The organism is Thalassospira profundimaris, from assembly GCF_003326675.1.
GTDB lineage: Bacteria > Pseudomonadota > Alphaproteobacteria > Rhodospirillales > Thalassospiraceae > Thalassospira > Thalassospira aquimaris.
On record NZ_JPWF01000003.1, the window covers coordinates 306,732 to 331,460 of the forward strand.

Annotated in this window: 23 protein-coding genes; 10 read left to right on the top strand and 13 right to left on the bottom strand. The window is 53.4% G+C overall.

Annotated elements, in window-relative coordinates; all coding sequences use genetic code 11:
* The first annotated feature begins 101 nt into the window (after window positions 1–101).
* On the top strand, window positions 102–3,008 hold the full coding sequence (locus TH19_RS06290) for a TonB-dependent receptor (RefSeq protein ID WP_147250720.1): 2,907 nt from the start codon (window positions 102–104) through the stop codon (window positions 3,006–3,008).
* A 67-nt stretch (window positions 3,009–3,075) separates the two neighbouring features.
* On the top strand, window positions 3,076–4,608 hold the full coding sequence (locus tag TH19_RS06295) for a trypsin-like peptidase domain-containing protein (protein WP_181846330.1): 1,533 nt from the start codon (window positions 3,076–3,078) through the stop codon (window positions 4,606–4,608).
* A gap of 141 nt (window positions 4,609–4,749) precedes the next feature.
* On the opposite strand, the gene TH19_RS06300 is transcribed toward TH19_RS06295, so the two are convergent.
* The 5 genes from TH19_RS06300 to TH19_RS06320 form a co-directional block, all read right to left on the bottom strand.
* The gene (locus tag TH19_RS06300) at window positions 4,750–5,766 is read right to left on the bottom strand and encodes an ABC transporter ATP-binding protein (protein WP_114101478.1); all 1,017 of its coding nucleotides are present in this window, start codon (window positions 5,764–5,766) and stop codon (window positions 4,750–4,752) included.
* Window positions 5,763–6,737, bottom strand: a complete 975-nt coding sequence (locus tag TH19_RS06305; RefSeq protein WP_114101479.1) for an ABC transporter ATP-binding protein — start codon at window positions 6,735–6,737, stop codon at window positions 5,763–5,765. The genes TH19_RS06300 and TH19_RS06305 overlap by 4 nt, the downstream gene beginning before the upstream one ends.
* A 21-nt stretch (window positions 6,738–6,758) precedes the next feature.
* Complete coding sequence (locus tag TH19_RS06310; protein ID WP_114101480.1) at window positions 6,759–7,667, bottom strand: ABC transporter permease subunit; 909 nt, start codon at window positions 7,665–7,667, stop codon at window positions 6,759–6,761.
* Window positions 7,667–8,590, bottom strand: a complete 924-nt coding sequence (oppB, locus tag TH19_RS06315; protein ID WP_114101481.1) for an oligopeptide ABC transporter permease OppB — start codon at window positions 8,588–8,590, stop codon at window positions 7,667–7,669. Before oppB ends, TH19_RS06310 begins: the two co-directional genes overlap by 1 nt.
* An 83-nt stretch (window positions 8,591–8,673) precedes the next feature.
* Entirely contained in the window at window positions 8,674–10,308 is a 1,635-nt protein-coding gene (locus TH19_RS06320) for a peptide ABC transporter substrate-binding protein (protein ID WP_114101482.1), read from the bottom strand.
* A 489-nt stretch (window positions 10,309–10,797) separates the two neighbouring features.
* Between TH19_RS06320 and TH19_RS06325 the strand changes: the two genes are divergently transcribed.
* From TH19_RS06325 to TH19_RS06335, 3 genes are all read left to right on the top strand, one after another.
* Window positions 10,798–12,021 carry an AraC family transcriptional regulator gene (locus TH19_RS06325; RefSeq protein WP_114101483.1) on the top strand — a complete coding sequence of 408 codons (1,224 nt, stop codon included), beginning with the start codon at window positions 10,798–10,800 and terminating at the stop codon, window positions 12,019–12,021.
* Between the two features lie 22 nt (window positions 12,022–12,043).
* Window positions 12,044–13,270: an AraC family transcriptional regulator gene (locus TH19_RS06330; protein WP_114101484.1), complete on the top strand. Its 1,227-nt coding sequence runs from the start codon at window positions 12,044–12,046 to the stop codon at window positions 13,268–13,270.
* A gap of 126 nt (window positions 13,271–13,396) precedes the next feature.
* Window positions 13,397–14,251, top strand: a complete 855-nt coding sequence (locus TH19_RS06335; protein ID WP_258547845.1) for a MipA/OmpV family protein — start codon at window positions 13,397–13,399, stop codon at window positions 14,249–14,251.
* Window positions 14,252–14,364: 113 nt separating this feature from the next.
* Here the strand turns inward: TH19_RS06335 and TH19_RS06340 are convergent, their stop codons facing one another.
* The 4 genes from TH19_RS06340 to sfsA form a co-directional block, all read right to left on the bottom strand.
* The gene (locus TH19_RS06340; protein WP_114101485.1) at window positions 14,365–14,757 is read right to left on the bottom strand and encodes a VOC family protein; all 393 of its coding nucleotides are present in this window, start codon (window positions 14,755–14,757) and stop codon (window positions 14,365–14,367) included.
* 36 nt (window positions 14,758–14,793) lie between these two features.
* On the bottom strand, window positions 14,794–15,654 hold the full coding sequence (radC, locus tag TH19_RS06345; RefSeq protein WP_114101486.1) for a RadC family protein: 861 nt from the start codon (window positions 15,652–15,654) through the stop codon (window positions 14,794–14,796).
* Window positions 15,655–15,681: 27 nt separating this feature from the next.
* Window positions 15,682–16,488, bottom strand: coding sequence for a type I methionyl aminopeptidase (gene map / locus TH19_RS06350; RefSeq protein ID WP_114101487.1), 807 nt, complete (start codon window positions 16,486–16,488; stop codon window positions 15,682–15,684).
* A 114-nt stretch (window positions 16,489–16,602) separates the two neighbouring features.
* Window positions 16,603–17,316 (bottom strand): DNA/RNA nuclease SfsA, encoded by a 714-nt coding sequence (gene sfsA, locus TH19_RS06355; protein WP_114101488.1) that lies wholly within the window; start codon window positions 17,314–17,316, stop codon window positions 16,603–16,605.
* A 128-nt stretch (window positions 17,317–17,444) separates the two neighbouring features.
* Here sfsA and TH19_RS06360 point away from each other — a divergent pair, with 128 nt between their 5' ends.
* Entirely contained in the window at window positions 17,445–17,663 is a 219-nt protein-coding gene (locus TH19_RS06360; RefSeq protein ID WP_114101489.1) for a DUF6500 family protein, read from the top strand.
* A gap of 15 nt (window positions 17,664–17,678) precedes the next feature.
* Here TH19_RS06360 and TH19_RS06365 read toward each other — a convergent pair whose 3' ends face one another.
* From TH19_RS06365 to TH19_RS06375, 3 genes are all read right to left on the bottom strand, one after another.
* Window positions 17,679–18,578, bottom strand: a complete 900-nt coding sequence (locus TH19_RS06365; protein ID WP_114101490.1) for a methyltransferase domain-containing protein — start codon at window positions 18,576–18,578, stop codon at window positions 17,679–17,681.
* An 88-nt stretch (window positions 18,579–18,666) separates the two neighbouring features.
* Window positions 18,667–19,632: a pyridoxamine 5'-phosphate oxidase family protein gene (locus tag TH19_RS06370; RefSeq protein ID WP_114101491.1), complete on the bottom strand. Its 966-nt coding sequence runs from the start codon at window positions 19,630–19,632 to the stop codon at window positions 18,667–18,669.
* A 24-nt stretch (window positions 19,633–19,656) separates the two neighbouring features.
* Window positions 19,657–20,274 carry a glutathione S-transferase family protein gene (locus TH19_RS06375; protein ID WP_114101492.1) on the bottom strand — a complete coding sequence of 206 codons (618 nt, stop codon included), beginning with the start codon at window positions 20,272–20,274 and terminating at the stop codon, window positions 19,657–19,659.
* Window positions 20,275–20,405: 131 nt separating this feature from the next.
* Between TH19_RS06375 and TH19_RS06380 the strand changes: the two genes are divergently transcribed.
* The 3 genes from TH19_RS06380 to grxC all read left to right on the top strand — a co-directional run bounded on the left by TH19_RS06380 (window position 20,406) and on the right by grxC (window position 22,525).
* Window positions 20,406–21,317, top strand: coding sequence for a LysR family transcriptional regulator (locus tag TH19_RS06380; RefSeq protein ID WP_114101493.1), 912 nt, complete (start codon window positions 20,406–20,408; stop codon window positions 21,315–21,317).
* Between the two features lie 62 nt (window positions 21,318–21,379).
* On the top strand, window positions 21,380–22,144 hold the full coding sequence (locus tag TH19_RS06385) for a ComF family protein (protein ID WP_258547846.1): 765 nt from the start codon (window positions 21,380–21,382) through the stop codon (window positions 22,142–22,144).
* A gap of 123 nt (window positions 22,145–22,267) precedes the next feature.
* Entirely contained in the window at window positions 22,268–22,525 is a 258-nt protein-coding gene (grxC, locus tag TH19_RS06390; RefSeq protein ID WP_114101495.1) for a glutaredoxin 3, read from the top strand.
* A gap of 108 nt (window positions 22,526–22,633) precedes the next feature.
* Here grxC and TH19_RS06395 read toward each other — a convergent pair whose 3' ends face one another.
* Window positions 22,634–23,518: a LysR substrate-binding domain-containing protein gene (locus tag TH19_RS06395; protein ID WP_114101496.1), complete on the bottom strand. Its 885-nt coding sequence runs from the start codon at window positions 23,516–23,518 to the stop codon at window positions 22,634–22,636.
* Window positions 23,519–23,645: 127 nt separating this feature from the next.
* Here TH19_RS06395 and TH19_RS06400 point away from each other — a divergent pair, with 127 nt between their 5' ends.
* On the top strand, window positions 23,646–24,707 hold the full coding sequence (locus tag TH19_RS06400) for an NAD(P)H-dependent flavin oxidoreductase (protein WP_114101497.1): 1,062 nt from the start codon (window positions 23,646–23,648) through the stop codon (window positions 24,705–24,707).
* Window positions 24,708–24,729: the final 22 nt, after the last annotated feature.

The following is a 24,729-nucleotide window of genomic DNA, read 5'->3' on the forward strand; positions in this document are numbered from 1 at the left end:
GGGCTTCTTTCAAAAAAGTAAGAAAAATCTGTCCGGTTTGTCTGATACGTCGCGTCCGTATTTGCGAGTGATACGCAATAACGGATATCAGGCGACATCTGATGACTATGAATAACGGGGTTTCCGACTTGATGCTTTGCTCCAGTAAGTCGGACGGGGGGAAGAAATGGAAGCTTATGTCAGGGGTGGCATGTGCTTCCATGCTGATTGCGATCTTTGGTGTTTCTGCTCATGCCCAACAATCAGGGCCCGCGGCAAACACAGGTGTCACACCTGAAACCGAAAATACCCCGGCCATTATCGTTACCAAGTATCCGTTCGATATTCCGGCGCAGCCCTTGATGCAGGCTTTGGAAAAAATCTCTGAGCTTACGGGGCATCCTTTTTCCGCAGTCGACGGGGTGAACCTTGCCCAGGATGGCAATGCGCTTTCGGGAACGTTTGATTTGCAATCAGCGCTTCAGGCTTTGTTCGATGGAACCGACCTGACCTTTTCGCTGATCAACGGTCAAATTGTCGTTCTTGAACGCTATGCCCCGGAAACGAATGACGAAACCATGACGGCCCCGATTGTGGTGCAGGCCAGTCGGGCACCGGGTGTTGCGCTGGGATCGGGTTCTGCCAGTGGGTCGACGGTTTACAGCTCGGAACTGATCAAGGGATTTGTTCAGGGCAATAACGATCCAAACATGATTTTTCGCGCCAATCCGAATGTTCAGTATGTGGCGCCGGGACAGCGTGACGATGGTGCTTCGGCAACAGCCGAACAAGATTTGCGTCCGCAAACTCTGAGCATTTCAGGCGGGGCAATTGATCAAAACAATATCCGGCTTGACGGGATTGGCATCAATTCAATTGGCGGTACGGATTCAAGTTACAACGGTGAAAGCAACCTGCCTGACGATGATAAAAGCTCGATCAATGCGGATGATCTTTACGGGCTGCACCCGCAAAGTGTCTATGTCAGCGCATCGATCCTGGAGCAGGCTGAGATTCTTGATAGTAACGTCTCGGCCAAATATGGCGGCTTTCAAGGTGGTGTAATCAATTACACGGTCATGGACCCAAGCGACACACCAACTTTTTCGGCCAATATCAGCCGGGCTGGGTCGAACTGGACGGACTATCATCTCAAATCTGAGGATACGCCGGATACAGAGGCACGCGAACCGCGATTTAGTCGCCTGAATTTTGGGTCCCATGCCAGTGGGCCTGTTGCCGAAAACTGGGGGCTGTTGTTGTCGGCAGAACGCAAGACGGCAGAAACAACCAAAACAGCAGGTGATGACTATTTCGGGCGCCAGGTAACGACCCAAAGTGAAGCCGACAACATTCTGGGCAAGCTGCAATTCAAAGGTGACAACGGGGTCAAACTGACGACCCAGATTATCTACGCACCTTACACGCAGGAATGGGCGGCGACCGAAAACTATAACAGCGAGATGGATATTACCGGCGACGGGGTCAGCACCTATGTCGGACTTGAAACGCCCATCGACTATGAAGGTTTCGGTTTCTCGAACCTGAAACTCGATACCAAGCTGTCTTTCAATACATCGCAAAACGCCCGGGAGTCCGAAAGCAACATTCGGCGACAGATCCGTTCAGGCGTAGCCGGTTCCAAGTACGAGAATTTATGTGGTGCAACCAACTGCTATGACGGCTGGTATGGTGATCTGAGCCAAACCGAGCAGGATCTGGGATATACCGCTGATTTGACGGGGGACTTGTGGGGGGGAGATGTTCTGGTCGGCGCCGATCTGCACACCATTCGTGCCAACCGTCGGCGTCCTGAAGATGTTTTCTATTACTACTCGACTTCGGTGAACAGCAACATTGTCTGTGCTGATGCTGACGATGTTGCTTGCGATGATGGTGACCAGGTATCAAGACGGCGCGTCAAGTATAACAGTTTTTCGGGCACGACAAGCTTCGCCACCGGGGCACTTTATGCCGAATACGGAATGCTTTTTGATGCAGTTCCGTTCGGAGAACTCGAAGTGCGTCCGGGACTTCGTCTGGAACGCGAGACTTTTCTTGGCAATACCAATCTGGCGCCGCGTTTTAATGCGACCTATTACACCGATTGGGACATCAGCTTCACGGCCGGCTGGAACCGCTATTATTCTGCAAATATGCTAAGTTATGCCCTGCGTGATGCAACACCGGCCACCACTGTCGAAAGCCGTACGGGCACGACCAGCGGGACCGACATCATTTACTCTGACGACTGGTCATATTTGTCGTCGGGGACGAAATACAACTTCAGTGGTGCGGGCCTCAAAACCCCCTTTACCGATGAACGTACTGCTGCCGTTTCCTTTCCCTTGCCGTTCCTTGGTGGAACAACGCGCCTGAAATGGATCGAGCGCGAAGGCAAAGACCAGTTTGCGCGCGATTCAACAGACAGCAGTCTTTCGACCTATACCCTGTCAAACGACGGATCGAGTTCCTATTCGTCCTATTCGGTTGAATGGAGCAAGCAGATCGGTGGCGACCCGTGGGGTGGTCGTCATGCTTTCAGTATCAATGGTCAATATTCCGAACGGCGTACGTCAAACAACACCTATTACGTTACCAGCGACGAGGACGAAGGGGTCTACTACAAAGGTAACGTGATCCAGACGATGGATTTGAATGTTCTGACCGGAAATCTCGACGAACCGATCATGTTCAACGCCACTTTGTATTCCAGTTACCTTGATGACAGTCTGCGTACGGGCCTGACAGGGCGGTACACGATGGGCTATGACACGATCAAGGATAGCGGATCGAATATTACGGTCGATGGCGAGTCTTATGACATCTACGAAGACGGCTATAACAAGGCCCGCTTCGATTTGGATATGACGCTTGATTACGACGTCATCCGTGAAGAACACGGTGTTCTTACGCTCAATGCCTCGATTGACAATGTGCTCAATCGCGGGGGGAACCACACGCTGTCATCGGCGAACCCCTATCGCAAAGGCCGGACGTTCTGGCTTGGCCTCACATACACCTACTGAAATTTCCACAGTTGGCACGCCAGCTTTGCGCTGGTGCGCCTTTCTTTGTCCAAAGGGAATACCCGCAATGAGAGTTTCGATATCCCGTCTGATCGCCATTGGCATGGTGTCAGGTTTGTTGGCAATGCCGGGCATTGGCATGCCGTCGCCATCCTTCGCCGCGACCGGCGAAACCATCCTTTCCGATATCTACAAGGATATCTCGATGGGGGTGGTGCGTATCAATGTGGTCAAGAAAAGCTACAACGAGATCGTCGCTGAAGAACGCGAGAAAAAAGAAAATGGCGAAGATTTCTGGCTTCCCCCGGACGAGCGCCGCAAAGATGACAATGATGACGAAGATGAAAAGGAAGACCCGAACGAACCCAAACATGACTGGGAAAAACAGCGTCGCAACAAAGCGACCGGGACAGGTTTCTTTGTCTCGCATGATGGTCTGATCGTTACCAACGAACATGTGGTGCGTGATGGTATGCGATTTATCGTTGTCCTGAATGATGATCGTCGTCTTCCGGCAACACTGGTCGGCAAGGACTTCCTGACCGATCTTGCCGTCCTTAAGGTCGACATGCCAGATGGCGTGACGCCGCTGAAATGGGGCAGTGCGCATGCCAGTGCAATCGGCGATGAGGTTTTTGCGGTTGGTTATCCGTACGGGTTTGATCAAAGTCTGACCACCGGGGTTATTTCCGGCAAGCAGCGTGAACTGAGCAAAGGGCAATATAACCCTTACATTCAGACCGATACTGCTGTGAATAAGGGGAATTCCGGCGGGCCGCTTTTGTCGATGGATGGCAAGGTGATTGGCGTGAACTCAGCACTTTATACCCGCTCTGGCGGGAACGAAGGACTGGCGTTTTCGATCCCGTCTGAACATGCACAGGGCATCATCAAGCTGTTGATCGCAGATGGCGAGATCAAGCGCAGCTGGTTTGGCATCGGTTATAGCGAAGTCAAAAAAGGCATGGGCAAGCTTCTTGGGATGGATCGCGACGAAGGCATGTTGATCGCGCGCGCGCCTGATGATGAACCTGCTTACAAGGCCGGTATTCGGGCCGGTGACGTGATTGTCGCCGTCAATGGCGAAAGTGTTAAATCCCGGATGAGTTTCCGGATGCAGGCGGCAATGGTCAAAGGCGAAACCACTGTGACGGTCTGGCGTCATAACGGATATCGCAGCTTTACCCTGATCCCTGACGACATGGATGAAGCCAAATCCCGTCGTCGCGCACAGGAACGCGAAAAACTGGGGATTGGTGATAACAAGAAGGATGATGGCCGGATGGAAATCATGGGTATGGATCTCGTACCTGCCAATGAAAAGGCCTGGAAGAAGCTTGAGCTTCCGGTCGGAACAACCGGTCTTGTCGTCGACCGCATGGAAACCATGAGCCAGGCATCACGTGCCGGTTTTGATAAGGGTGATTTTATCACGCAGGTAAATGATACTTCCATGGTTACCCCCGAAGATTTTGAAAAGATCATGCAGGCGGCGCTGGATGAAAACGCCCAGTATGTTCTGGTGCGTTATGTGCGCAAGGGTGAAGACCGGGTTCGCATGATGGACGTGCTTGAGATGATCAATCTCGAAGCATACTGATAGGGACACATTTTCCGCCAGCGGGCCGTCCTGATCGGGATGGCTCGCTGGCTGATCATTTGCACTGAACTATCCTTAAAAAAAAGACCGCCACAAGGACGGTCCATCAAGTTCAGGGTGCAATTTATGGGGGCTTCTTATTCAGATGCTTTCATGAAAATGACAGGCGACTTCCTGGTTGCTTGATACATGTTCAAGCTTTGGTGTTTCCCTAGCGCATTGGTCTTTGGCAAAGGGACAGCGCGTTCTGAAAACACATCCCGATGGCGGCGAAAGCGGACTGGGCAAATCGCCGGTCAGAACGATGCGCTCCTTGTTGCGTTCGATCTCGGGATCGGGGATCGGAACCGCTGAAATCAGCGCCTTGGTATAGGGATGTTTCGGGGCGGCATAGATGCTGTCACGATCGGCCAGTTCCATGACGTTGCCGAGATACAGCACCATGATCCGGTGACAGATATGGCGAACAATCGACAGGTCATGGCTGATGAAAATCAGGGACAGGTCAAATTCGCGCTGCAATTCCTGCAACAGATTGACGATTTGCGCCTGAATGGAGACATCAAGTGCCGAAACCGGTTCGTCACAGACGATCAGTTTCGGTTCAAGGATCATGGCACGTGCAATGCCGATGCGCTGGCACTGACCACCCGAAAATTCATGCGGATAACGATTGATCATCTGCGGCAAAAGCCCGACCCGCGCCATCATGCGTTTGACCCGTGCCTTGATCTCTTCCTTGCCCAGTTCCGGTTTGTGCGTGACCAGTGGCTCGGCGATGATTTCGCCAATGGTCATGCGGGGGTTAAGGCTGGCCAACGGATCCTGGAAAATGATCTGCAAATCACGGCGAAGCGGCTGCATTTCACGGTGCGGGGCACCGACAATATCTTTGCCAAGCCAGGCGACCTTTCCTTCGGTTGGGGCAATCAGTTGCAGGATCGCCCGCCCAAGGGTCGATTTGCCACAGCCGGACTCCCCGACAACACCAAGCGTTTCGCCGGGATAAAGATCAAAATTCACCCCGTCGACGGCCTTAAGTTGCCGGTCCGGTGCAAACAGGCCCTTGCCCGGAATGGCAAAATGAACTTTCAGGTCGCGAACTGACAGGATCGGGGAGCTGTCTTTTTTGGGGGTATTCGGATTTATTGCGGTCATTTGCCATCCTCCCGGAAACAGGCACTGGCGCGGCCCTGGTCAAAGCTTTTCAGAACCGGACGTTCGGCGCTGCAACGATCCGTGACATAGCCGCACCGCGCCTGATAGGCGCAGCCGGTCGGAAGGTTTTGTAAGTTGGGTGGCTGGCCGGGAATGGCAAACAGGCTTTCTTCGTTGGCGTGATCAATGCGCGGCATCGATTTCAGAAGACCCTCGGTATAGGGATGATGGCTGTCGTAATAAATGTCGCGCACCGATCCGGTTTCGACAACACGACCGCCATACATCACCATCACCCGGTCACACAATCCGGCGACCACGCCAAGGTCGTGGGTGATCATGACCGTGGCCGTGTTGAAATCCTTTTGCAGATCACGCAGAAGATCAAGAATCTGGGCCTGTACGGTGACATCAAGGGCGGTGGTTGGTTCATCGGCAATCAGAACTTCCGGGTCACATAGCAGTGCCATGGCAATCATGACGCGCTGGCGCATCCCGCCCGAAAATTCATGCGGATACATGTGAACACGCTGGGCCGCACCGGGGATGCCGACGCGATCAAGCATTGCTATGGCACGGTTAAGGGCCTCGCCCTCGGACATGCCGCGATGTTCAACCAGGACCTCTGTCATCTGTTTGGAGATTTTGAGATACGGGTTCAGTGACGTCATCGGATCCTGAAAGATCATCGACATCGAAACGCCGCGGATCTTGTTCAATTCGCGCGGTGGCAGGTTCAGGATTTCGGTATCCTTGTATCGAACCGATCCGGTTGACGCGCCGTTTTTGGCCAGAAGGCCCATGATAGACATGAAAATCTGTGTCTTGCCCGAACCGGATTCGCCGACCACGCCAAGGGTCTCGCCGGGATCCAACGCGAAATTGACATTATTGACGGCCTCTACCTTGCCATCAGGTGTCTGAAAGCTGGTCGTCAGATTTTCGACAGTCAGAATATGATTGGTTGTCATGTTAACGATCCTTGCCTTCCTTTATCTGTCCTTCGGATCAAGCGCATCGCGCAGACCGTCACCGATGAAGTTGAAACAGAACAGGGTCAGTGCCAGGAACACCGCCGGATAGATCAGCATCCAGGTGGATGCTTCGATCACCTTGGCCCCTTCGGAAATCAGTACCCCCCAACTGGTCAGCGGTTCCTGCACGCCCAGTCCAAGGAAAGACAGGAAACTCTCGGTCAGGATGACCTGCGGGATGGTCAGGGTCATATAGACGATGACCGGCCCCAGAACGTTGGGGATGATATGGCGGAAAATGATCTTGAAGTTCGAAACACCTGTGGCGTGGGCTGCTTCGATAAACTCGCGCCGACGCAGGGATAGGGTCTGACCACGGACAATGCGTGCCATGGTCAGCCATTCAACCGCACCAAGGGCCACAAAGATCAGGAAAATGTTTCGACCAAACACCACCATCAACATGATGACAAAGAACATGAAGGGCAGGGAATAAAGGATATCGACAAACCGCATCATGATGTTGTCGATCCGGCCCCCGAAATACCCGGCAACCGCACCATAGGTCACCCCGATGGCAAGGGATACCGCGGTGGCAAGCAAACCAACCGCAAGCGATACTCGTGCGCCATACAGAACCCGGATAAACAGATCGCGTCCATTCCCATCGGTGCCAAAGATATGGCCGTTTTCCCAGTTCGGGCCTTCCTGAATGTATCCCCAGTCGATCTGGTCATACTCATAGGGGCTTAGAAGCGGGGCGAATATCGCCAACAAGGTAATGATGCCCAAAACGATCATGGACCCCACGGCCGCCTTGTTGCGAAACAGACGGATACGCGCATCGCGCCACAGGCTGCGACCTTCGATCTCGTCGGGCGCACCGGCCGCTTCCAGCATTGCTGTCTTTTCAGATTTATTCATCATCAGTGTGACTTCAATTTTGGATCAAGAAGGCCGTAAACCATGTCGACCAGGAAATTCAGCATGATGATCATCACCGCATAGACAATGACCACACCCATCACCAGCGGATAGTCACGGTTCAGCGCCGCCTTGACGAAATAGGTGCCGATACCGGGCACGCCAAAGATGCTTTCGATAACAACCGATCCTGTCATCACCGCCGCCGTTGCCGGGCCAAGATAGGAAACAACAGGTAAAAGCGCGCCTTTGATCGCATGGCGGTTGACCACAAGCTTTTCACGCAACCCCTTGGCGCGTGCGGTTCGGATATAGTTGGAATGAAGAACTTCGACCATCGATCCACGGGTCAGTCGCGCGATATAGGCGATCTGGGGCAGGGCAAGGGCAATGGTCGGTAATATCTTGTACTGGATTTCGCCATCCCCCCATCCAGCTGTTGGCAGGATCGAAAGATACAATCCGAAGACAAGTGACAGCAGCGGGGCCATGACAAAGTTCGGGATGGCAATGCCGATCATGGCAACACCCATGACCGCAAAATCAACGGCACTGTTTTGCCGAAGGGCCGCATAGGTGCCGAACGCCACGCCAAAAACAAGGGCGATGGCAATCGCACTTAGCCCAAGCTGCATCGAGGCGGGCGCACCGGCCATGATCAGTTCGGCAACACTAAAGTCGCGAATTTTGATCGACGGGCCAAAATCACCCTGAAACAGTTTTCCGATATAGATGCCGTATTGTTCGATCAGCGGTTTATCAAGGTCGTAGGCGGCCTTGATGTTCTTTTCGATTTCCGGCGGCAATGCGCGTTCCTGATCGAACGGGCCGCCCGGTGCAATACGCATCATGAAAAAGGCCACTGTGATCACGATGAACAAAGTCGGGATCGCAATCAACAGCCGCCGAATGGCGTAAGATAACATAATTCTCTCTCATCCCCGTCGGGGTGGCCACAGGCTGCGGGTGGGAGGAAAAACCACACAGCCTGCGGCACGGAAGACAGGATTTACTCAGCGATGTCGAGCCAGCGGGTCAGGTGACGATCCGGGGCATTGTCGATCCAGCCTTTGATCTTTGGCGAGATCAGCTGTTTCGAGACATAGTAGTAAATGGGGATGTAAGGCTGCGCTTCCATCATGATGGCTTCGGCCTGATGCATCAGGCTGGAACGCTTTTTCAGGTCTCCTTCATTTTCTGCTGCCAGCATCAACTCGTTGTAACGCGGGTTGTCAAAGGCGGCATAGTTCAGCGGGCCGGTACGTTCTTCGCCAAGGAACAGGAAGTTCTGGGCATCGTTGTAATCAGCAATCCAGCCAGCACGGGCAACTTCGAAGTCACCAACTTTCAGATCTGCATAGTGGATTTTGCCTTCGGAATTGAACAGTTCGGCTTCGACACCGATCTGTTTCCACATGTTTTGTGCCGCAATCGCGATACGTTTGTGGTTTTCCGATGTGTTGTAACGCAGGGTGAATTTAAGCGGGTTGTCTGCACTGTAACCGGCTTCTGCCATCAATTTTTTGGCTTCTGCAAGTTTCTCGGCATAGGGCAGGTCTTTCCAGGCAGTGTATGCCGGTTCTGCATAGTTGCCGGTTCCCGGTGGAACAAAGGAATAGGCCGGAAGTTCGCCGGTTTTCAGAACCGCATCAGTGATGGCTTCGCGGTTCAGGGCAAGGGAAAGTGCCTTGCGCACGCGGACATCCTTGAATTTGTCCTTGTCGGTGCGGATCGCATAATAGTAGATGCCGGCATATGGTGCGATGCGCAGGCTGTCGGCCAGATTATCACGCAGCCAGGAAATCTGTTCGGATGCGATGTCGCGGGCCACATCAAGTTCATTGGCGCGGAAACGGTTCTGCATCGCAGTGCGATCTTCGTAGGTGTAATAGATCACCTCGTCGATCGGAACATTGGCGGCATCATAGAATTTGTCGTTTTTGACCAGTTTGGTGTGAACGTTCGGCAGCCATTCAACAAGTTTGTAGGCGCCGTTCACCACGATATGCTCGGGCTTTACCCAGTCCTTGCCGAATTTTTCCACGACATGACGCGGAATGGCAAACGCGGTCTGGTGGGTCAGCTGTGCAAGGAAATAGGGGGCCGGTGCGGTCAGTTTGACCTCAAGGGTGTGATCATCAATGGCTTTAACGCCAAGCTTTGCGCCTTCCTTACCGGTATTTACCGCCTCGGCACCTTCGATGATGTAAAGAAGGGACGCATATTCCGCACCCAGTTCCGGATCAAGAAGGCGTTCCCAACCGGCGATGAAATCCTGTGCGGTTACCGGCACGCCATCCGACCAGTTGTGATCACGGATTTTAAAGGTATAGGTCTTGCCGTCTTCTGAAACGGTCCAGCTTTCAGCAGCACCGGCAACCGGTTCGCCATCCGGGCCATAGGTCAGAAGGCCAAGCGACATATCATCGGAAATACGGCTGGTCTGAACGGTGGAAATGAAATGCGGGTCCATGGATTGCGGTTCGCCGTCATTGCCGATGCGCAGGATTTTCTCTGCGTGGGCATAGGTGCTCGACAGCATGGTCATGGAACCGGCGATCAAGGCAGTACCAAGAACAAAGGCGCGTGAGGATTTCAGCAACCCGTTCACGAGACCCTTTTTGGTCTTCGTGTTGTCTGACATGTGTGATGTCTCCCTTGTTGGTTATGATTTGTTCGTACCTACTCCCTGAAAGTACGTACGCAAAAATACTGAGGCCGCATTCTGTCAACTTCAAGTAGGATTTCGCGAAATTGACGCAATTGGTCGATATTTGCGTTGTTTTGATGGTTTTGAGGTGTAATTTTGCAGTTGATTGCAAAATAGGCCAATTTTCTGCGGTTTTTGTTGCGTTGCGATATGCAGATAGCTTTTTGACATCTTTGCCGGTGCAACGACCGCACTGCGCCTAATGGTTGCAGATTTCCTGTGAAGTATTTCACATTTAAGGGTTTTTCGGACCGTGCCGCGATTCGAACAAGTCGAGATATTCATCAAAATCCAATGCCGAAATCGGTCCTTGGCACCGTGAATAAACCGTGATGGCGGCAAATATCCGTTGAGAAACAAACCGCCACGCGATACGGGTTACTGCGTATTGGTAAGTCCAACTGCGGAACGGCACCGTTCAAGATGTTTGAAACCATTGATATCCTGTCATTCGTAATTTCCGTGACCGGGGTGGTACAGGCGGGATTCCTGTTCATGGTTCTGCGCAATGAAGGTGCGAGTGCCTGGCACACCAATCGCTGGATGGGGATTTTCCTGTTTGCGTTGTCGCTGTCCTTTGCGCGCATTGTGATTTTGCAGCTTGTCGGTACGGCAATCGCGCTTTTGCTTGAACCGTTGCTTTTCAGTGCCTATTTCGCGTTGGCACCTGCAGTTTATTTGTATTTCCGCGAAATGTCGGGCGATGTACCTGATCGCCCGTGGCGTCATTTTCTTGCCGCTCCGATTGCCTGTATCGCGGTCGGTGTTCTGATCGCGATGGTGTTTGCCCGCTATGGCGATGATCTGCTTGCTGGCAAACCTCTTGAAATCACGTTTGAAACGGACTTCGGTCTGAGCTTGATGGCAAACGGATTGCTGGTCGGCTTGTTTATCTTTGTCAGCATCTATCATGGCGCACTTACGCGAACCGCCATTCGATATGCCCGTATCCTGAAGGCAAAGGGTGATCCCGAAAGCCTGTCTCGACGTCGCTGGATAAACGGTGTTGTTCCTTGCCTTCACGCGGCATTGATTGCCTTTGCGCTGTCACAGATTTTGCAAATCGCGTCGCACGACATGCGTTGGCCGAATATCCTGATCAATCTGGGATTTGTTCTGGTTTTGCTGCGCCTGAATTTCCTGTTGGCCAGTCAACCGTTTCGTACAGGCCAGGCAGCTGCAGACGCAATGCGGGGTTCTCCCCGGTCTGGCCGCACGATCATGAAGGATGATGACCAGACCGCGCTGATTTGTAAAAAGCTCGAACAGGTGGAAGCCGAAGGGCAGCTATTGTTTGATCCGCTTCTGACAATGCCAAAACTTGCCGTCCGGATTGGCGTGACGCCGAACCAGTTGTCGCACACGCTCAATAACGTACTCGGGCAATCATTCTTTGAATATGTGAACTCCGTGCGTGTTCACAAAGCTGCCCGGCTTTTATGTTCCGAGCCCGAGCGGACAATTCTTGATATTGCGACAGAGGTCGGTTTTAACTCCAAATCGACTTTCAATCTTGCCTTCAAGCGTGTAACGGGTATGACACCCAGTACCTATCGCGTGCATAATTCTTCCGACCGCGAAAATAGCCGCTCGGCGGATAGCGCAAATATTCAACCGGTTGTAACAACCGGTATTTCAGCCCCGTAATCTCGAAACTGGACCTGTCAGAATGGTGACCGAAACCCCGAAACTTGTTCTGATGGTGATTGCCGTTGTCGGACTGGCACAAGCCGGTTTTCTGATTTCACTTCTGCGCCAGGAGGGCAAGCGTGCCTTTCGTGCAAACCGTTGGCTGATGGTTTTTGCCCTGACGGCCTGTCTAAGCTTTATTGAAGACATCACCGATGTTTTTCTAACACCGAGATGGATGTTGTTGGTCGCACCGGTTTTCATGTCGATGACCTTTGCCTTTGTACCGTCAATTTATCTGTATTTCCGAGAAATCGCGGATCAGCCGGTACGTCGGCCCATCTATCATTTTCTGGTTTTGATTCCAGTTTTGGTGGCAACGTCAGTCGCAGTATGGATTTTGTTTGATCAGTTCGTGCCTGAAATAATCCACGGCACCGATGTCGAAATCGATCTTGCTTTGGATGAGAACCTTTTGTTGTCGGTCCTGTTGATGTCGACCTTTATCGGGCTTTATGTGCAGCTTTTTGCCTATATGCCCAAGATATGGAAAGTCGCACTTGGCTATCTGCGACAAGCTGGCGAGCAACTCGGTGCGGATCAGGTTGCTTTACGCCGCTGGATCCAAGAAATCCTGATCGGCATCACCGCGATTTTTGTGATCTTCACAGTAACCTCGGTGATCGATATTTTCGTTGATGATGGTACCTGGCTGACAACAATTGTGCAGGGCAGCTTCGCCCTGGTCTTTTTCCGGATGTGTCATCTGATGGCGTCTTCGCCAGCCCTTTTTGTCCAAGCCGAATGGCAGGATACAGTCCGTGATGAACAAAATGATCTGCTGTCTGACCGATCAGGAAGCGGGGGCGTCACATCCGATGATGGTAATAGCACGAAGTCACTTCTTGATGACGATGATGTCAGGCGTATTTGTGAGCGATTGAAACGGGTCGCGACCGAAACCGACATGCTGTTTGATCCGCTTCTTTCGATGCCGAAACTGGCAAATGCAATTGCCGCGACGCCAAATCAGTTATCCTTTGTCCTGAACCAGCATCTTGGCAAAAGCTTCTTTGATTTTATCAACGAAGCCCGCACCAACGAGGCATCAAAGCTTCTGATTGACGCGCCGGATCGCACCATTCTCGATATCGCAACCAGTGTCGGCTTTAATTCCAAGTCGACTTTCAATCTTGCCTTCAAGAAAATCACCGGCAAGACACCAAGTGCGTATCGCACCGAAAATCTTGATAAATCAGATATTTGACGGGTACGAATGATCATTCGTACCCCGAACAGGTCTTTGTCCGGTTCGATATTATAGAGCCGGACGCCAGCCAATCCATATTCAGGCAGGTTCTGCACACCTTCTCATTTCAAGGTGTTTAAGTAGATGTCTGAAACTTATGTATTGCGTCGTGTCGGGAACAGTTTGCTGTTTGCCGGTGTGACGTTGTGCCTGACCGCACTTCTGATTTTGTACACCACTCCTTCGCAGGCCCAGCAGGCGAAAAAGGAAACGCTTCGCGATCAGGTAAATCCGAAAACCGGTGATGCCCTTGATCCGTGGTTTGGTGGAAATTGGCAGATCGGCGCCTTTGGCGGCGCGTCAAACAATCCCTATCGCGGGACCGATGATGTTGAACTGGGGCTGTTGCCGGTTGTTGCCTATGATTCGGAACGCATGCATATCGGTGTTGATGGTATCGATATCAAATTCTTTAAAAACGATGTCTTTAGTGCATCACTGATCGGATCAATCCGCACCGAACCGTTTGATAATGGCGATGGCAGTTACCTGCGCGGGATGGAAGAACGTGACATGGCCTTTGAGGCCGGTCTTGGTTTTTCCGCCAATATCTGGCGCGGTTCGTTGATCACCAACTACCTCACCGATGTGAACGATGCCCATGATGGTCATCAGGTTGATGTGTCTTATGTCGTCCCGGAACAATGGGGCGATGTCAGTTTCAGCTGGGGCGGCGGGATCACCTGGCAAAGCGATAAGCTGGTGGATCACATGGTTGGTGTCCGCCGCAAGGAAGTCCGCAGTGACCGGGCTTATTATGCGCCTGATGCTGCCTTCATCCCGCATATCGACTTCACGGTGACTTATCCGCTGACAGAACAAATCATGCTGATCGGAACGCATGGTTTCCACTATCTGCCTGACGAATACACCGACAGCCCGATCATTGATGAAGACTATGTTTTCAGTGCCGGTATCGGTCTTGTCTACAGCTTCTAGGAGCTGACACGATTTCTTTCGTCTAACCCCACACTTTCCGATGTGCAGTCATGCCATCGGCGTGGGCCGGTCTCCCCCAATTCATCGACTGGCCCACGTACCTTTTTACTTTGCTACTGCCCTGTCAGTTCAAGCAGGTCCCACTTGTTGCCATAAATATCTTCGAACACCGCGACCGTGCCATATGGCTCGTAGCGCGGTTGTTCCAGAAACTGGACACCGGCCGCCGTCATGCGGGCGTGATCGCGGGCGAAGTCATCGGTATTGAGGAAAAAGCCAACCCGCCCGCCAGTCTGATTGCCAATGGCCTTGGTTTGGTCTTCGTCGCTTGCCTGTGCGAGTAGAATACGGGTTTCCTCTGCGCCCTTGGGGGCAATCACGACCCAGCGTTTGCCGCCCCCCAAGTCGCTATCTTCAATCAGATCAAACCCGACTTTGTCGGTGTAAAAGGCGATGGCTTCGTCATAGTCGCGCACGACCAGCGCGAACAAACCGATATGGGGCATGGTTGTTTTCCGGCAAAAGATGAAATGAAGGGATGGCTATATCAGGCCAAGCGTCTTGAAGGAATTATATCCGGCATGGCTGATGATGATGTGGTCATGCACGGTGATATCCATGGCCTTGGCAGCATCAACAATCTTGCGGGTCATGTCGATGTCCCCCTTTGAGGGCGTGGCATCGCCGCTTGGATGGTTGTGCACAAGAATGATCGCCGATGCATGAAGTTCCAGCGCGCGCTTGATGACTTCACGCGGATAGACCGGTGTGTGATCAACTGTGCCATGTTGATGACATTCATCGGCAATCAGGCGGTTTTTGCGATCCAGAAACAGTAAATGCAGTTCTTCGGTCTTAAGGTGCCCGATCCGCACCCGACAATAATCAATCAGTTGTTCCCAACTGGCGATCACCGGCAATTCCATGGCGCGTTCGCGTGACAGATGTCGTGCGCTGGCCTCGGCGATTTTAATGGCGGCGATGCCGGCATCCCCCAATCCCTTGGCTGTTTGCAAATCTTCGGGACGGGCGGCAAGGACATTGGCAAAACTACCGAATTGGGCAATCAGGGCTTTGGCCAGTGGTTTGACATCACCACGCGGCATCGCCATGCACAGCATCAATTCCAAAAGCTCGTAATCGGCCAAAGCATCCGCACCGCCCTTGATAAAGCGTTCGCGCAGGCGCTGCCGGTGGCCGTGATAATGGGGCTTTGCGGGTTTGGGCGACTTTGATGCAGCGTTACCATCTTGGGATGGACTTTCTGCACCCACGGTGGCCGATACGTTTGATGCCACATGGTCGCGGGTCTGATCAAAAAAGACCCGCGTTCCGTCATCAATTTCAGATGGGGTGGGGATAGTCGGGGCAGAAGCAGGTTTGCGATCTTCGGTTTCGCTCAATTCTGCTTCCCCCGTTTTGGCCCTTGTTTATTCTGCCGCGGCGGGCAGGTTATAGGGCGGCTTGTCCAGACCGGCCGGGGATCGGGTAAAGATTTCAAACCCGTCATCCGTCACGCCGAGCGAATGTTCAAACTGTGCGGACAGTTTGCGGTCTCGCGTTACCGCTGTCCAGCCATCTGGCAAAATTTTGCACGCATAGGTTCCCTGATTGATCATCGGTTCAATCGTAAAGATCATGCCCGGCTCAAGAACCAAACCTTCGCCCGGCTTGCCGTAATGCAGGACATTCGGCGCATCATGGAATACCTGACCAAGGCCGTGACCACAAAAATCACGCACGACCGAGAAACGTTCGCTTTCGGCATAGGACTGGATCGCATGGCCAATATCGCCAAGGGTCGCGCCCGGCTTTACCGCATTGATGCCACGCCAAAGCGACTCATAGGTCACATCGACAAGGCGCTGCGCCATGATTTTTGGCGTGCCTGCGATATACATGCGCGATGTATCGCCATACCAGCCATCAAGAATAACCGTGACATCAATATTCATGATGTCGCCATTGGCCAGTTTCTTGTCGCCGGGGATGCCGTGACAGACCACATGGTTGATCGATGTGCAGATCGATTTCGGAAAACCGCGATAGCCAAGGCAGGCCGAAATCGCATTGTGATCACGAATATATTCATCACACAGGCGATCAAGTTCACCCGTGGTCACACCCGGCACGACATGCGGGGTAATCATATCAAGCACTTCCGCTGCCAGCTTACCTGCGGCGCGCATGCCTTCAAATGCTTCGGGGCCGTGAAGTTTGACTGTTCCGTTCGCCACCCGAAATCTCCTTAATCTCAGCGAGGTATATCTGTGTTTTATAGTCCAATGACATAAAGCCAGACGCCGAAATTGGCAAGGATTGGCTGATATGCAGGGATTTGGGGGCCGGGTTTAAAGACCGACAATCGGTAACGCGGACCGGACGGTCACGGCATTTGTATCAATCGAACAATCATAGGCAATCGCTTCGACCCCGTTGCTGCGTGCGGCCTTGAACCGTTCGCCGTAATGGGGATCAATATCGGTCGACAGGGTAAAGCGATCACAATCGGTGCGCTGGATCAGATAAAACATCACCGCCCGATGACCTTCGGCAACCATATCGGCCATTTCATCAAGATGCTTGGCCCCGCGCGCGGTGACGGCATCTGGAAATTCGGCAAGGCCGGGCATATCTTCGTCGCGTTTCAGATGCACATTCTTGACTTCGACATAGCAAAGCCCGCGTTCGGGATCAGAAAGCAGAATATCAATTCGTGAGTTTTTGCCGTATTTGACTTCACGTTTCAGATTCTCATAACCCGCCAGTTCCGGGATTTTGCCCGACAGGATCGCTTCCTCGACGATGGCATTGGGGTGCGCCGTATTGATCCCGATCCATGCATCGCCGATCTGGCACAGTTCCCAGCTATATTTCAGTTTGCGTTTCGGGTTATCCGATTGCGACAGCCAGACATCAATGCCCGGTTCCTTAAGCCCGATCATCCCGCCCGGATTGGCGCAATGGGCCGTGATCATCTCGCCATTATCAAGTTCGATATCGGCAAGGAAACGTTTGTAACGCTTGATCAGTTTGCCATGAATCAGGGGCTGGGGAAGTTGCATGTCGAACCTTTCGGGAATTCTGTCCTGACAGAAACTGTCATGTGAGGCGCAGGATCAGGGTGCCAATTTCGCGGCAAACCGTTCATACATCAACCCCTTGCAGCCAGTCTGATTTTATCGGAGCCATCATGCGTCAAAGCCTGCGCGACAAAATCATTGCCGTTTGTGATCGTAAAATCACGCAAAAGGGGCCGGATGTCGGCCTGTCCTTTTATGCGTTCTTTGCCAACCGCAATGATGATCCGGCCCTTTTGATGGAGGCAGCAACATGGTGGATCGAAACCCACCAGCTTGATCATTTCGAAAAAGCCACCAAAATTCGCGAGATGGTGCTGGCGGGCAAATAGCCCGCCAAGCAGGCATCACTGTTTTTGGGCGTCATCGCCAAGGAAATCAACCAGACTGACTTGTCCAGATCCACGGCGCAGTGGTTTGGGTTGGCTTTCATCAGGTGCCCAGGCCGTCAGATAGATCACCTGAAACTTCGCATGAATGCGGCCGTCTTCGCGGGCGTGGCGTTCGTGATAAATCGCGGCAGCACGGGCAAGGGTGCTGCGTTTGGTAAATTTCTTTGATCGTTTGGCAATCAGGTTGCTTTCACCCATCCCCGAAAGGTCACGCATCAGTTTAAGCGCATCGGGATAATCAATGGTGATGTCATCGGCATCAACCACGGGCAGGGCAAAGCCACTGCGCTGAAGCAATGCACCGGCATCTTTCACATCAACAAAGGGCGAAACGCGGGGCGAAACACCACCTTCTTCCTCGGCCTCGGCGGTCATCAGGGCTTCACGCAAATCACGCAATGTATCGCCGCCCAGCATACAGGCCAAAAGCAACCCGTCGGGTTTAAGCGCGCGGCGCGCTTGCAGCAACATGCCCGGAAGATCATTGACCCAGTGCAGCGACAGGTTGGACAGGATCAGATCAAGCGATCCTTCGGCAAAGGGCAGGAATTCCTCATCCGCGACAAGGGTTGGCTTGCCATTGCGGACCTGGGCATTCTTGGCGTAACCGTTCGAGATATCAGACTGATAAAACGTCTCGATCCCGCCGCGATTGCCAATGATCTGACCCAACTCGCCACTATGGCAGCCAAGATCAACCGCCAAGGGGAATTTGCGCGTGGTATCGTCAAGCCGGTCGGCAAGCCGTTCGGCGGTTTCGGCAAACAGGAAATTGTAATCCTGTGCCTTGGTTGCGGCGCGGTCGCGGCGCAGCTTTAAGATGTCTCGATCAAAGACAGTGATCGGATCGGCCATGAGGCGGGATGCTCCGGCAAAAGTCGTTAAAAATGTTACGACCTAGATAGAGCGTCTTGGTCCGCCACGCAATCGGCCATCAAGCCAATCAGCCATTCGCGCCGCTCATGCGCAACGGAAATGCACCGCGGCGACGGACCCAATGGTTTGGTCGAAACGCGACAAGGCGTTCTGCCCCGTCAAAATTTGCCACCATCGCACCACCCAAAATGATTTCGGCGTTCCCTGTGATCTGCAATATGTCGCCATTGGTGAAATCAACAAATACCAGCCCGGCCCGCGGATTGATCAAAAGATTGCCAAGTGTGTTAAAGAACCGGTTTCCGGCATAGTCGGGAATGATCAGGGTGCCATCATCCTCGATATGGACAAAGCCCGGGTTTCCACCGCGGTGCGACACATCAACGTCGCGTCTTTGGTCACCGTGATCAATATAGGACGCGATGAAAAACGTGTCGGCTTGGGCAATCTGTGCGCGGGCTTCATCCGAAAGGTTGTTTTCGCCACGCGTTATGGTGTCGCCCTTGGGCGCAGGATGATGGGAGGTGCCCAGATCGCGCGGGGTGATGTATTTCGGGCAATTGCCAAAACTGTGCCCCACCGTGATGTCAAAGGATGCTTCATTCGTGCGGCTGATTGTCCCGTTCAGGCGGTTGCGCCGACGGGTATGAAGCTCGATCCCGAGTAATCCGATGGCATCGCCATCTTCCATCCCGGCATCTGCGGGATCATCGCCGTCGCGGGGCAGGGATACCGCAAGATGATAGATGTCGGTGGCAAACAAAAAGCCCGGTTTGTTGGCGCGAAGGGTTGCCCACGGCCTGCCATCGGGGTCGACACTGCCCAATACAACAAATGGCAATTGCGGGTAAAACAGGCGGTGCTGTTCGATCAGATGATCGCGCAGCACTTTGCGTCCGACTTCATTCATGCGCGCATCGACACCCAGAATTTGCTGAAGACGGATTTCTCCAGCATGCCAGGGTGTGGGGGCACCTTCTGACACTGGCGGTCGGGGGGAGTGCGGGTTTTGGGTGTCGATGCGATCTGACATGGGGTGTCTTTCAGATTGGGGGGCTTATGCAGATGCCAGCATTTCAGCCGGGGCATGCATGAAGGGCACAAAGCCCGGCAATTTTTCGATCCGCGCAAGCCAGTCGCGGACCTTGCCATAGGTTGCAAGATCAACATTGCCCTCGGGCGCACGGGCGACATAGCTATAAAGCGATATATCGGCGATGGTCGGATGATCGGCCGCCAGCCAGTTTTGGGTGTTCAGATGGGCTTCCATCAGGGCAAGGATGGCATGGGCGCGTGCAATTACCTCGTCGGCATTAAACGGTGCGCCAAACAGGGTGACAAGGCGGGCAGCACAGGGGCCAAAGGCAATCTGGCCTGCCGCAACCGATAACCAGCGCTGAACCTTGGCCGCACCTTCCGGATCATCGGGCAGCCAGTCTGTCGCGCCCTGCTTTTTGGCAAGATAGACCAGAATGGCATTTGAATCGGAAATTACCGTGTCGCCATCCTGCAAGACCGGGACTTGCCCAAACGGATTGATCGCCAGAAATTCCGGCTGTTTGTGTGCGCCTTTGGACAGATCAAGTTCAATCAATTCGTGATCCAGACCCAAAAGGCCCAGCATCAGGCGGGCGCGGTGGGCATGTCCGGAAATCGGATGATGATAAAGCTTCATGGCAGGTTTCCCTGTGCTTGCGGTGTGAATGTTGGTCCATCTTCCATGTTTCACTAAAATTATGGAATTGACGTATTTGGCAATTTATTGTTCCGTTAATTGAAATAATGAACGGATGAAACGGGGAAGCCATGGATCGCTTTAATGCTATGCAGGTCTTTGTGCGGGTTGCCGAGGAACAGGGGTTTGCCGCGGCTGCACGTGCCCTTAATATGAGCCCGGCAGCCGTCACCCGAACCATAGCCCAGCTTGAAGACATCATTGGCGCACGGCTTTTGACCCGAACCACCCGCACTGTGACGATGACCGAAGCAGGGGTGCAATATCTGGCTGATTGCAAACGGTTGCTTGCCGATTTGCACGAAGTCGAAGCCGCGGCCGGTGGTGCCTATGCCAAGCCAAGCGGGGTGTTGCGCATCACCGCCCCGGTGCAGTTCGGGCAAATGCATATCGCCCCGATTGTCGGGCGGTATCTTGATCAATATCCCGATATGCGTGCGCATCTGCTGTTATTTGATCGTATCGTCAATATCGTCGAGGAAGGCATCGATCTTGCCGTGCGCATCGGGCATCTTGCAGATTCATCACTCAGTGCCGTACGACTGGGACAGGTGCGCCAAGTGGTCTGTGGCGCGCCCGAATATTTTGAACGCACTGGTTTCCCGCTAACACCTGCTGATTTGGCAACGCACCGGATTGTTGCCTCAACCGGATCATCAGCACGCCTGGACTGGCATTTCAAATCGCCAACCGGCGGGCGCAACATTCATTTGTCACCCGACGTGAAATGGCAAACCAATTCCATCGAAGCCGCACGTGAAGCCACCATGAACGGTTGGGGAATTATGCGCATGCTGTCCTATCAGGCAGCGCCCTTTATTGCCGGGGGCAAACTGATAACGGTACTTGATGATTACAGACCCGATCCGGTGCCGGTCCATCTCGTCCATCCCGAAGGCCGCCATGCCCCGGCAAAGGTCCGAAGCTTTATCGATCTGGCAGTCGAAACCCTGCGATCAAACCCGGTTCTGAATTCCAATTAATTCAATCTGCGCGTGTGATATGATCCTGTGATTGTGGGAAATTCGGGGATTGCGGGATGGTAATGGCGTTATTGCGCACGGTTGGCCGGATCGGGGTGGATGCCATCCTGCCGCCGCGCTGTGGCGGATGTGGTGTGATTACCGAAACCACCCATGCGGTTTGTGCCGATTGCTGGGCGGGCTTGCGGTTTATATCTGCGCCACAATGTGCCTGTTGCGGCTATCCGTTTGAACTTGATGACAGCGCTAACATCATCGGGGGCGAAGGGGTTGACGGGCGGACCCTGTGTGGCACTTGCCTGCAAAAGAAACCGGCCTTTGACTGTGCGCGGGCCGCACTGGTGTATGATGATCACAGCCGCGATTACCTGTTGCGGTTCAAGCATGCGGATCGCACCGATCTGACGCCGCTTCTGGCGCGCTGGCTTTATCAATGCGGGCAGGGGATATGGGATCAGGCGGATTTGATCGCCCCGGTTCCGCTGCATCGGCGGCGGTTGCTGTATCGTCGTTATAACCAGTCGGGATTGCTGGCAACCAAACTTTCGAAGATGACAGGTGTCCCGTGGGACGGTTTGGTTTTGGGGCGGCAGCGCAACACACGCAGTCTTGGCGGGCTGGGGCCGTCTTCGCGCAAGCGTGAGGTCGGCGGGGCTTTTGCGATCAATGAACGTCGGGCCGCACAATGCGGGCTTGATGGTGCGCGGGTTGTTTTGATTGATGATGTACTGACAACCGGGGCGACCGCCAATGCCTGTGCGCGGATTTTAAAGCAGTCAGGGGCACTGCACGTATCTGTGATCACAGTTGCACGTGTCGTACGATGACGCGTTGCAAAAAATCTGTTATATAACCGCCATGAAAACAATTTCAGGCGCCGTATCAGATGCCAAAGCCCGGTAAAGCGGGCCTTTTTTATGATCGGCTGCAAGTAGAAGGATGATTGCCCCATGGCAAAAGTTGAAGTTTACGCCACCGAATGGTGCCCCTATTGCAAACGTGCCCGCAAGCTTCTTGAAGAAAAAGGTGTGAAATATCAGTTGATCGACGTGATGATGGAGCCGAAGCGCAAAAAGGAAATGATGGACCGTGCCAATGGCCGTCATACCGTACCGCAGATCTTTATCAATGACGAACATATTGGCGGTTGCGACGATCTGATGGCGCTTGATGCGGCCAACAAGCTTGACGCAAAACTGTCTGCCTGATCGCCGTTAACCGGCGTCAGTGACATTAGTCATACAAAACCCCGGTCGGACTGGCCGGGGTTTTTCTTTGGTCTGATGATTGGAAAATTGTTGGGGCAAACCCGGCATTCACCCCAAATCGACATCTGATGTCTGGGTCAGAATTTGGCGGAATTCGGTAAAGGCCCTGGTGTCAAAGCCCGGACGTGTCGCCAGATGTGTATCGACGCTCATCAATGGATGTTCCTTGACGGTGCCAAGATGATGCATCTGATTGACGATGTTGCGCGGCATGATGCTGATGCAGCTTCCCGCCGCCGTACAGGCAAACATGGCATGATAGGAACGGACTTCCTGAACGGCAAAATGTTCGCGGATACTGCCAAAGCCGGTCAGCCATTCCTCTGCCAGCATGCGATAGGTACATCCGGCTTCAAAGGCCGCCAGTGATCGTATTTTGATGTCGCTTGCATGTTTGATATCGGGGTGATCGGCGGGCAGTAAAAGAACAAGTTCTTCGCGAAACAGTGGAACGGTATCAAGCGTACCGGGTTCAAGCCACCAGTCACCCGATGGAATGGCAATCAAGGCACAATCGATTTGTCGCGCCAGCAACTGATCAATCAACTGTCGTGTCGGGCTTGTGGAAAGTTCGATCAAAACATCGGGCCAGGCCTTGTTGAAGGCGGCCAATGGCGCGGGCAGGCGACTGGCAACCGTGCTTTCCATTGATCCGATGCGCAGGGTTCCTTGCGGTTCTGATGGATTGACGCTTTGTCGGGCTTCCTCGGCAAGGTTCAGTATATGTTCGGCATATTCTAGGAATTTCGCACCCTCTGCCGTCAGGATCATGCGTTTGCTGTCGCGCTGGAACAGGGCAACGCCGATCTCGGTTTCAAGGTTCTGGACCCGCGTTGTGACATTCGATGGCACCCGTCCCAAAAGTTCGGCTGCACGCGTGATGCCCTGTTCTTTTGCGACCGTCCTGAAAACGGCAAGGGATGCGATATCCAAAGATATTCTCCAAATTCGAATTGACTCGTTTTTAAATTCTCATTTAAAGAATAAATAGCAGAATTAATTCTTAAAGAAAGAAAATCATAGGCGGAGGGATTTGAAGCTCCGTTCGGGAAGGAACGTCATGCTGGATCAAATTGGTGTAAAACTGCCGATCATACAGGCCCCGATGGCCGGGGTTTCGACCCCGGAACTTGCATCGGAGGTGTCAAATGCCGGTGCGCTGGGGTCTATCGGTGTGGGGGCAACCGATGCCGCCGGGGCACGTACGATGATTGACGAACTTCGGGCGCGGACCCATCGGCCCTTTAACGTCAACGTGTTTGTTCATCAATCACCCACCCCCGATCATATTCGCGAAGCCGCATGGCTGGATGTGCTAAGACCAAGTTTCGAGGTATTCGGGGCAAAGCCCCCGCAAAGTCTGCGCACGATCTATAAAAGCTTTGCTGATGATCGCGACATGCAGGCATTGCTGATCAAGGCCAAACCCGCCGTGGTCAGCTTGCATTTCGGGTTGCCGTCAGCCAATGTGATCCGTGAACTGAAAAACGCAGGCATCAAGCTTCTGGCGACGGCGACAAGCATTGAAGAAGCCCGCAAAATCGAGGCCGCCGGTATTGATGGCATTGTTGCCCAGGGTATTGAGGCCGGGGGGCATCGCGGCATGTTTGATCCGGCGTCACCTGATGACGGTTTGGGGACGGTTGCGCTGACCCGATTGCTGGTGCGCGAATGCACCGTGCCGGTGATTGCGGCGGGCGGGATTATGGACGGGGCGGGAATTCGATCCGTTCTTGATCTTGGGGCGGTGGCGGCCCAGATGGGGACGGCCTTTATTTCCTGCCCGGAAAGTGCGGCGGATGACGCATATCGTGCGGCCCTTATGGGTGAAGCTGCCCGGCATACTCGGATGACCGATGCCATTTCCGGGCGGCCTGCGCGCGCGCTTGGTAACCGTTTCACGGCGTTGGCGGAAGCCCTTGATCTAAGTCCGCCAGATTATCCGATTGCCTATGATGCCGGTAAGGCGCTTAACGCGGCGGCCAAGGCGCAGGGGGAATTCGGTTTCGGGGCGCAATGGGCGGGGCAGGGCGCACCGTTATCGCGTGCAATGCCTGCACGCGAACTGGTGGCGAATTTGATGGATGAATATCACAAGGCAGGACAAAGCCGGGCGGTTTAAGGCCCGGCTTTGTCTTTGCGCA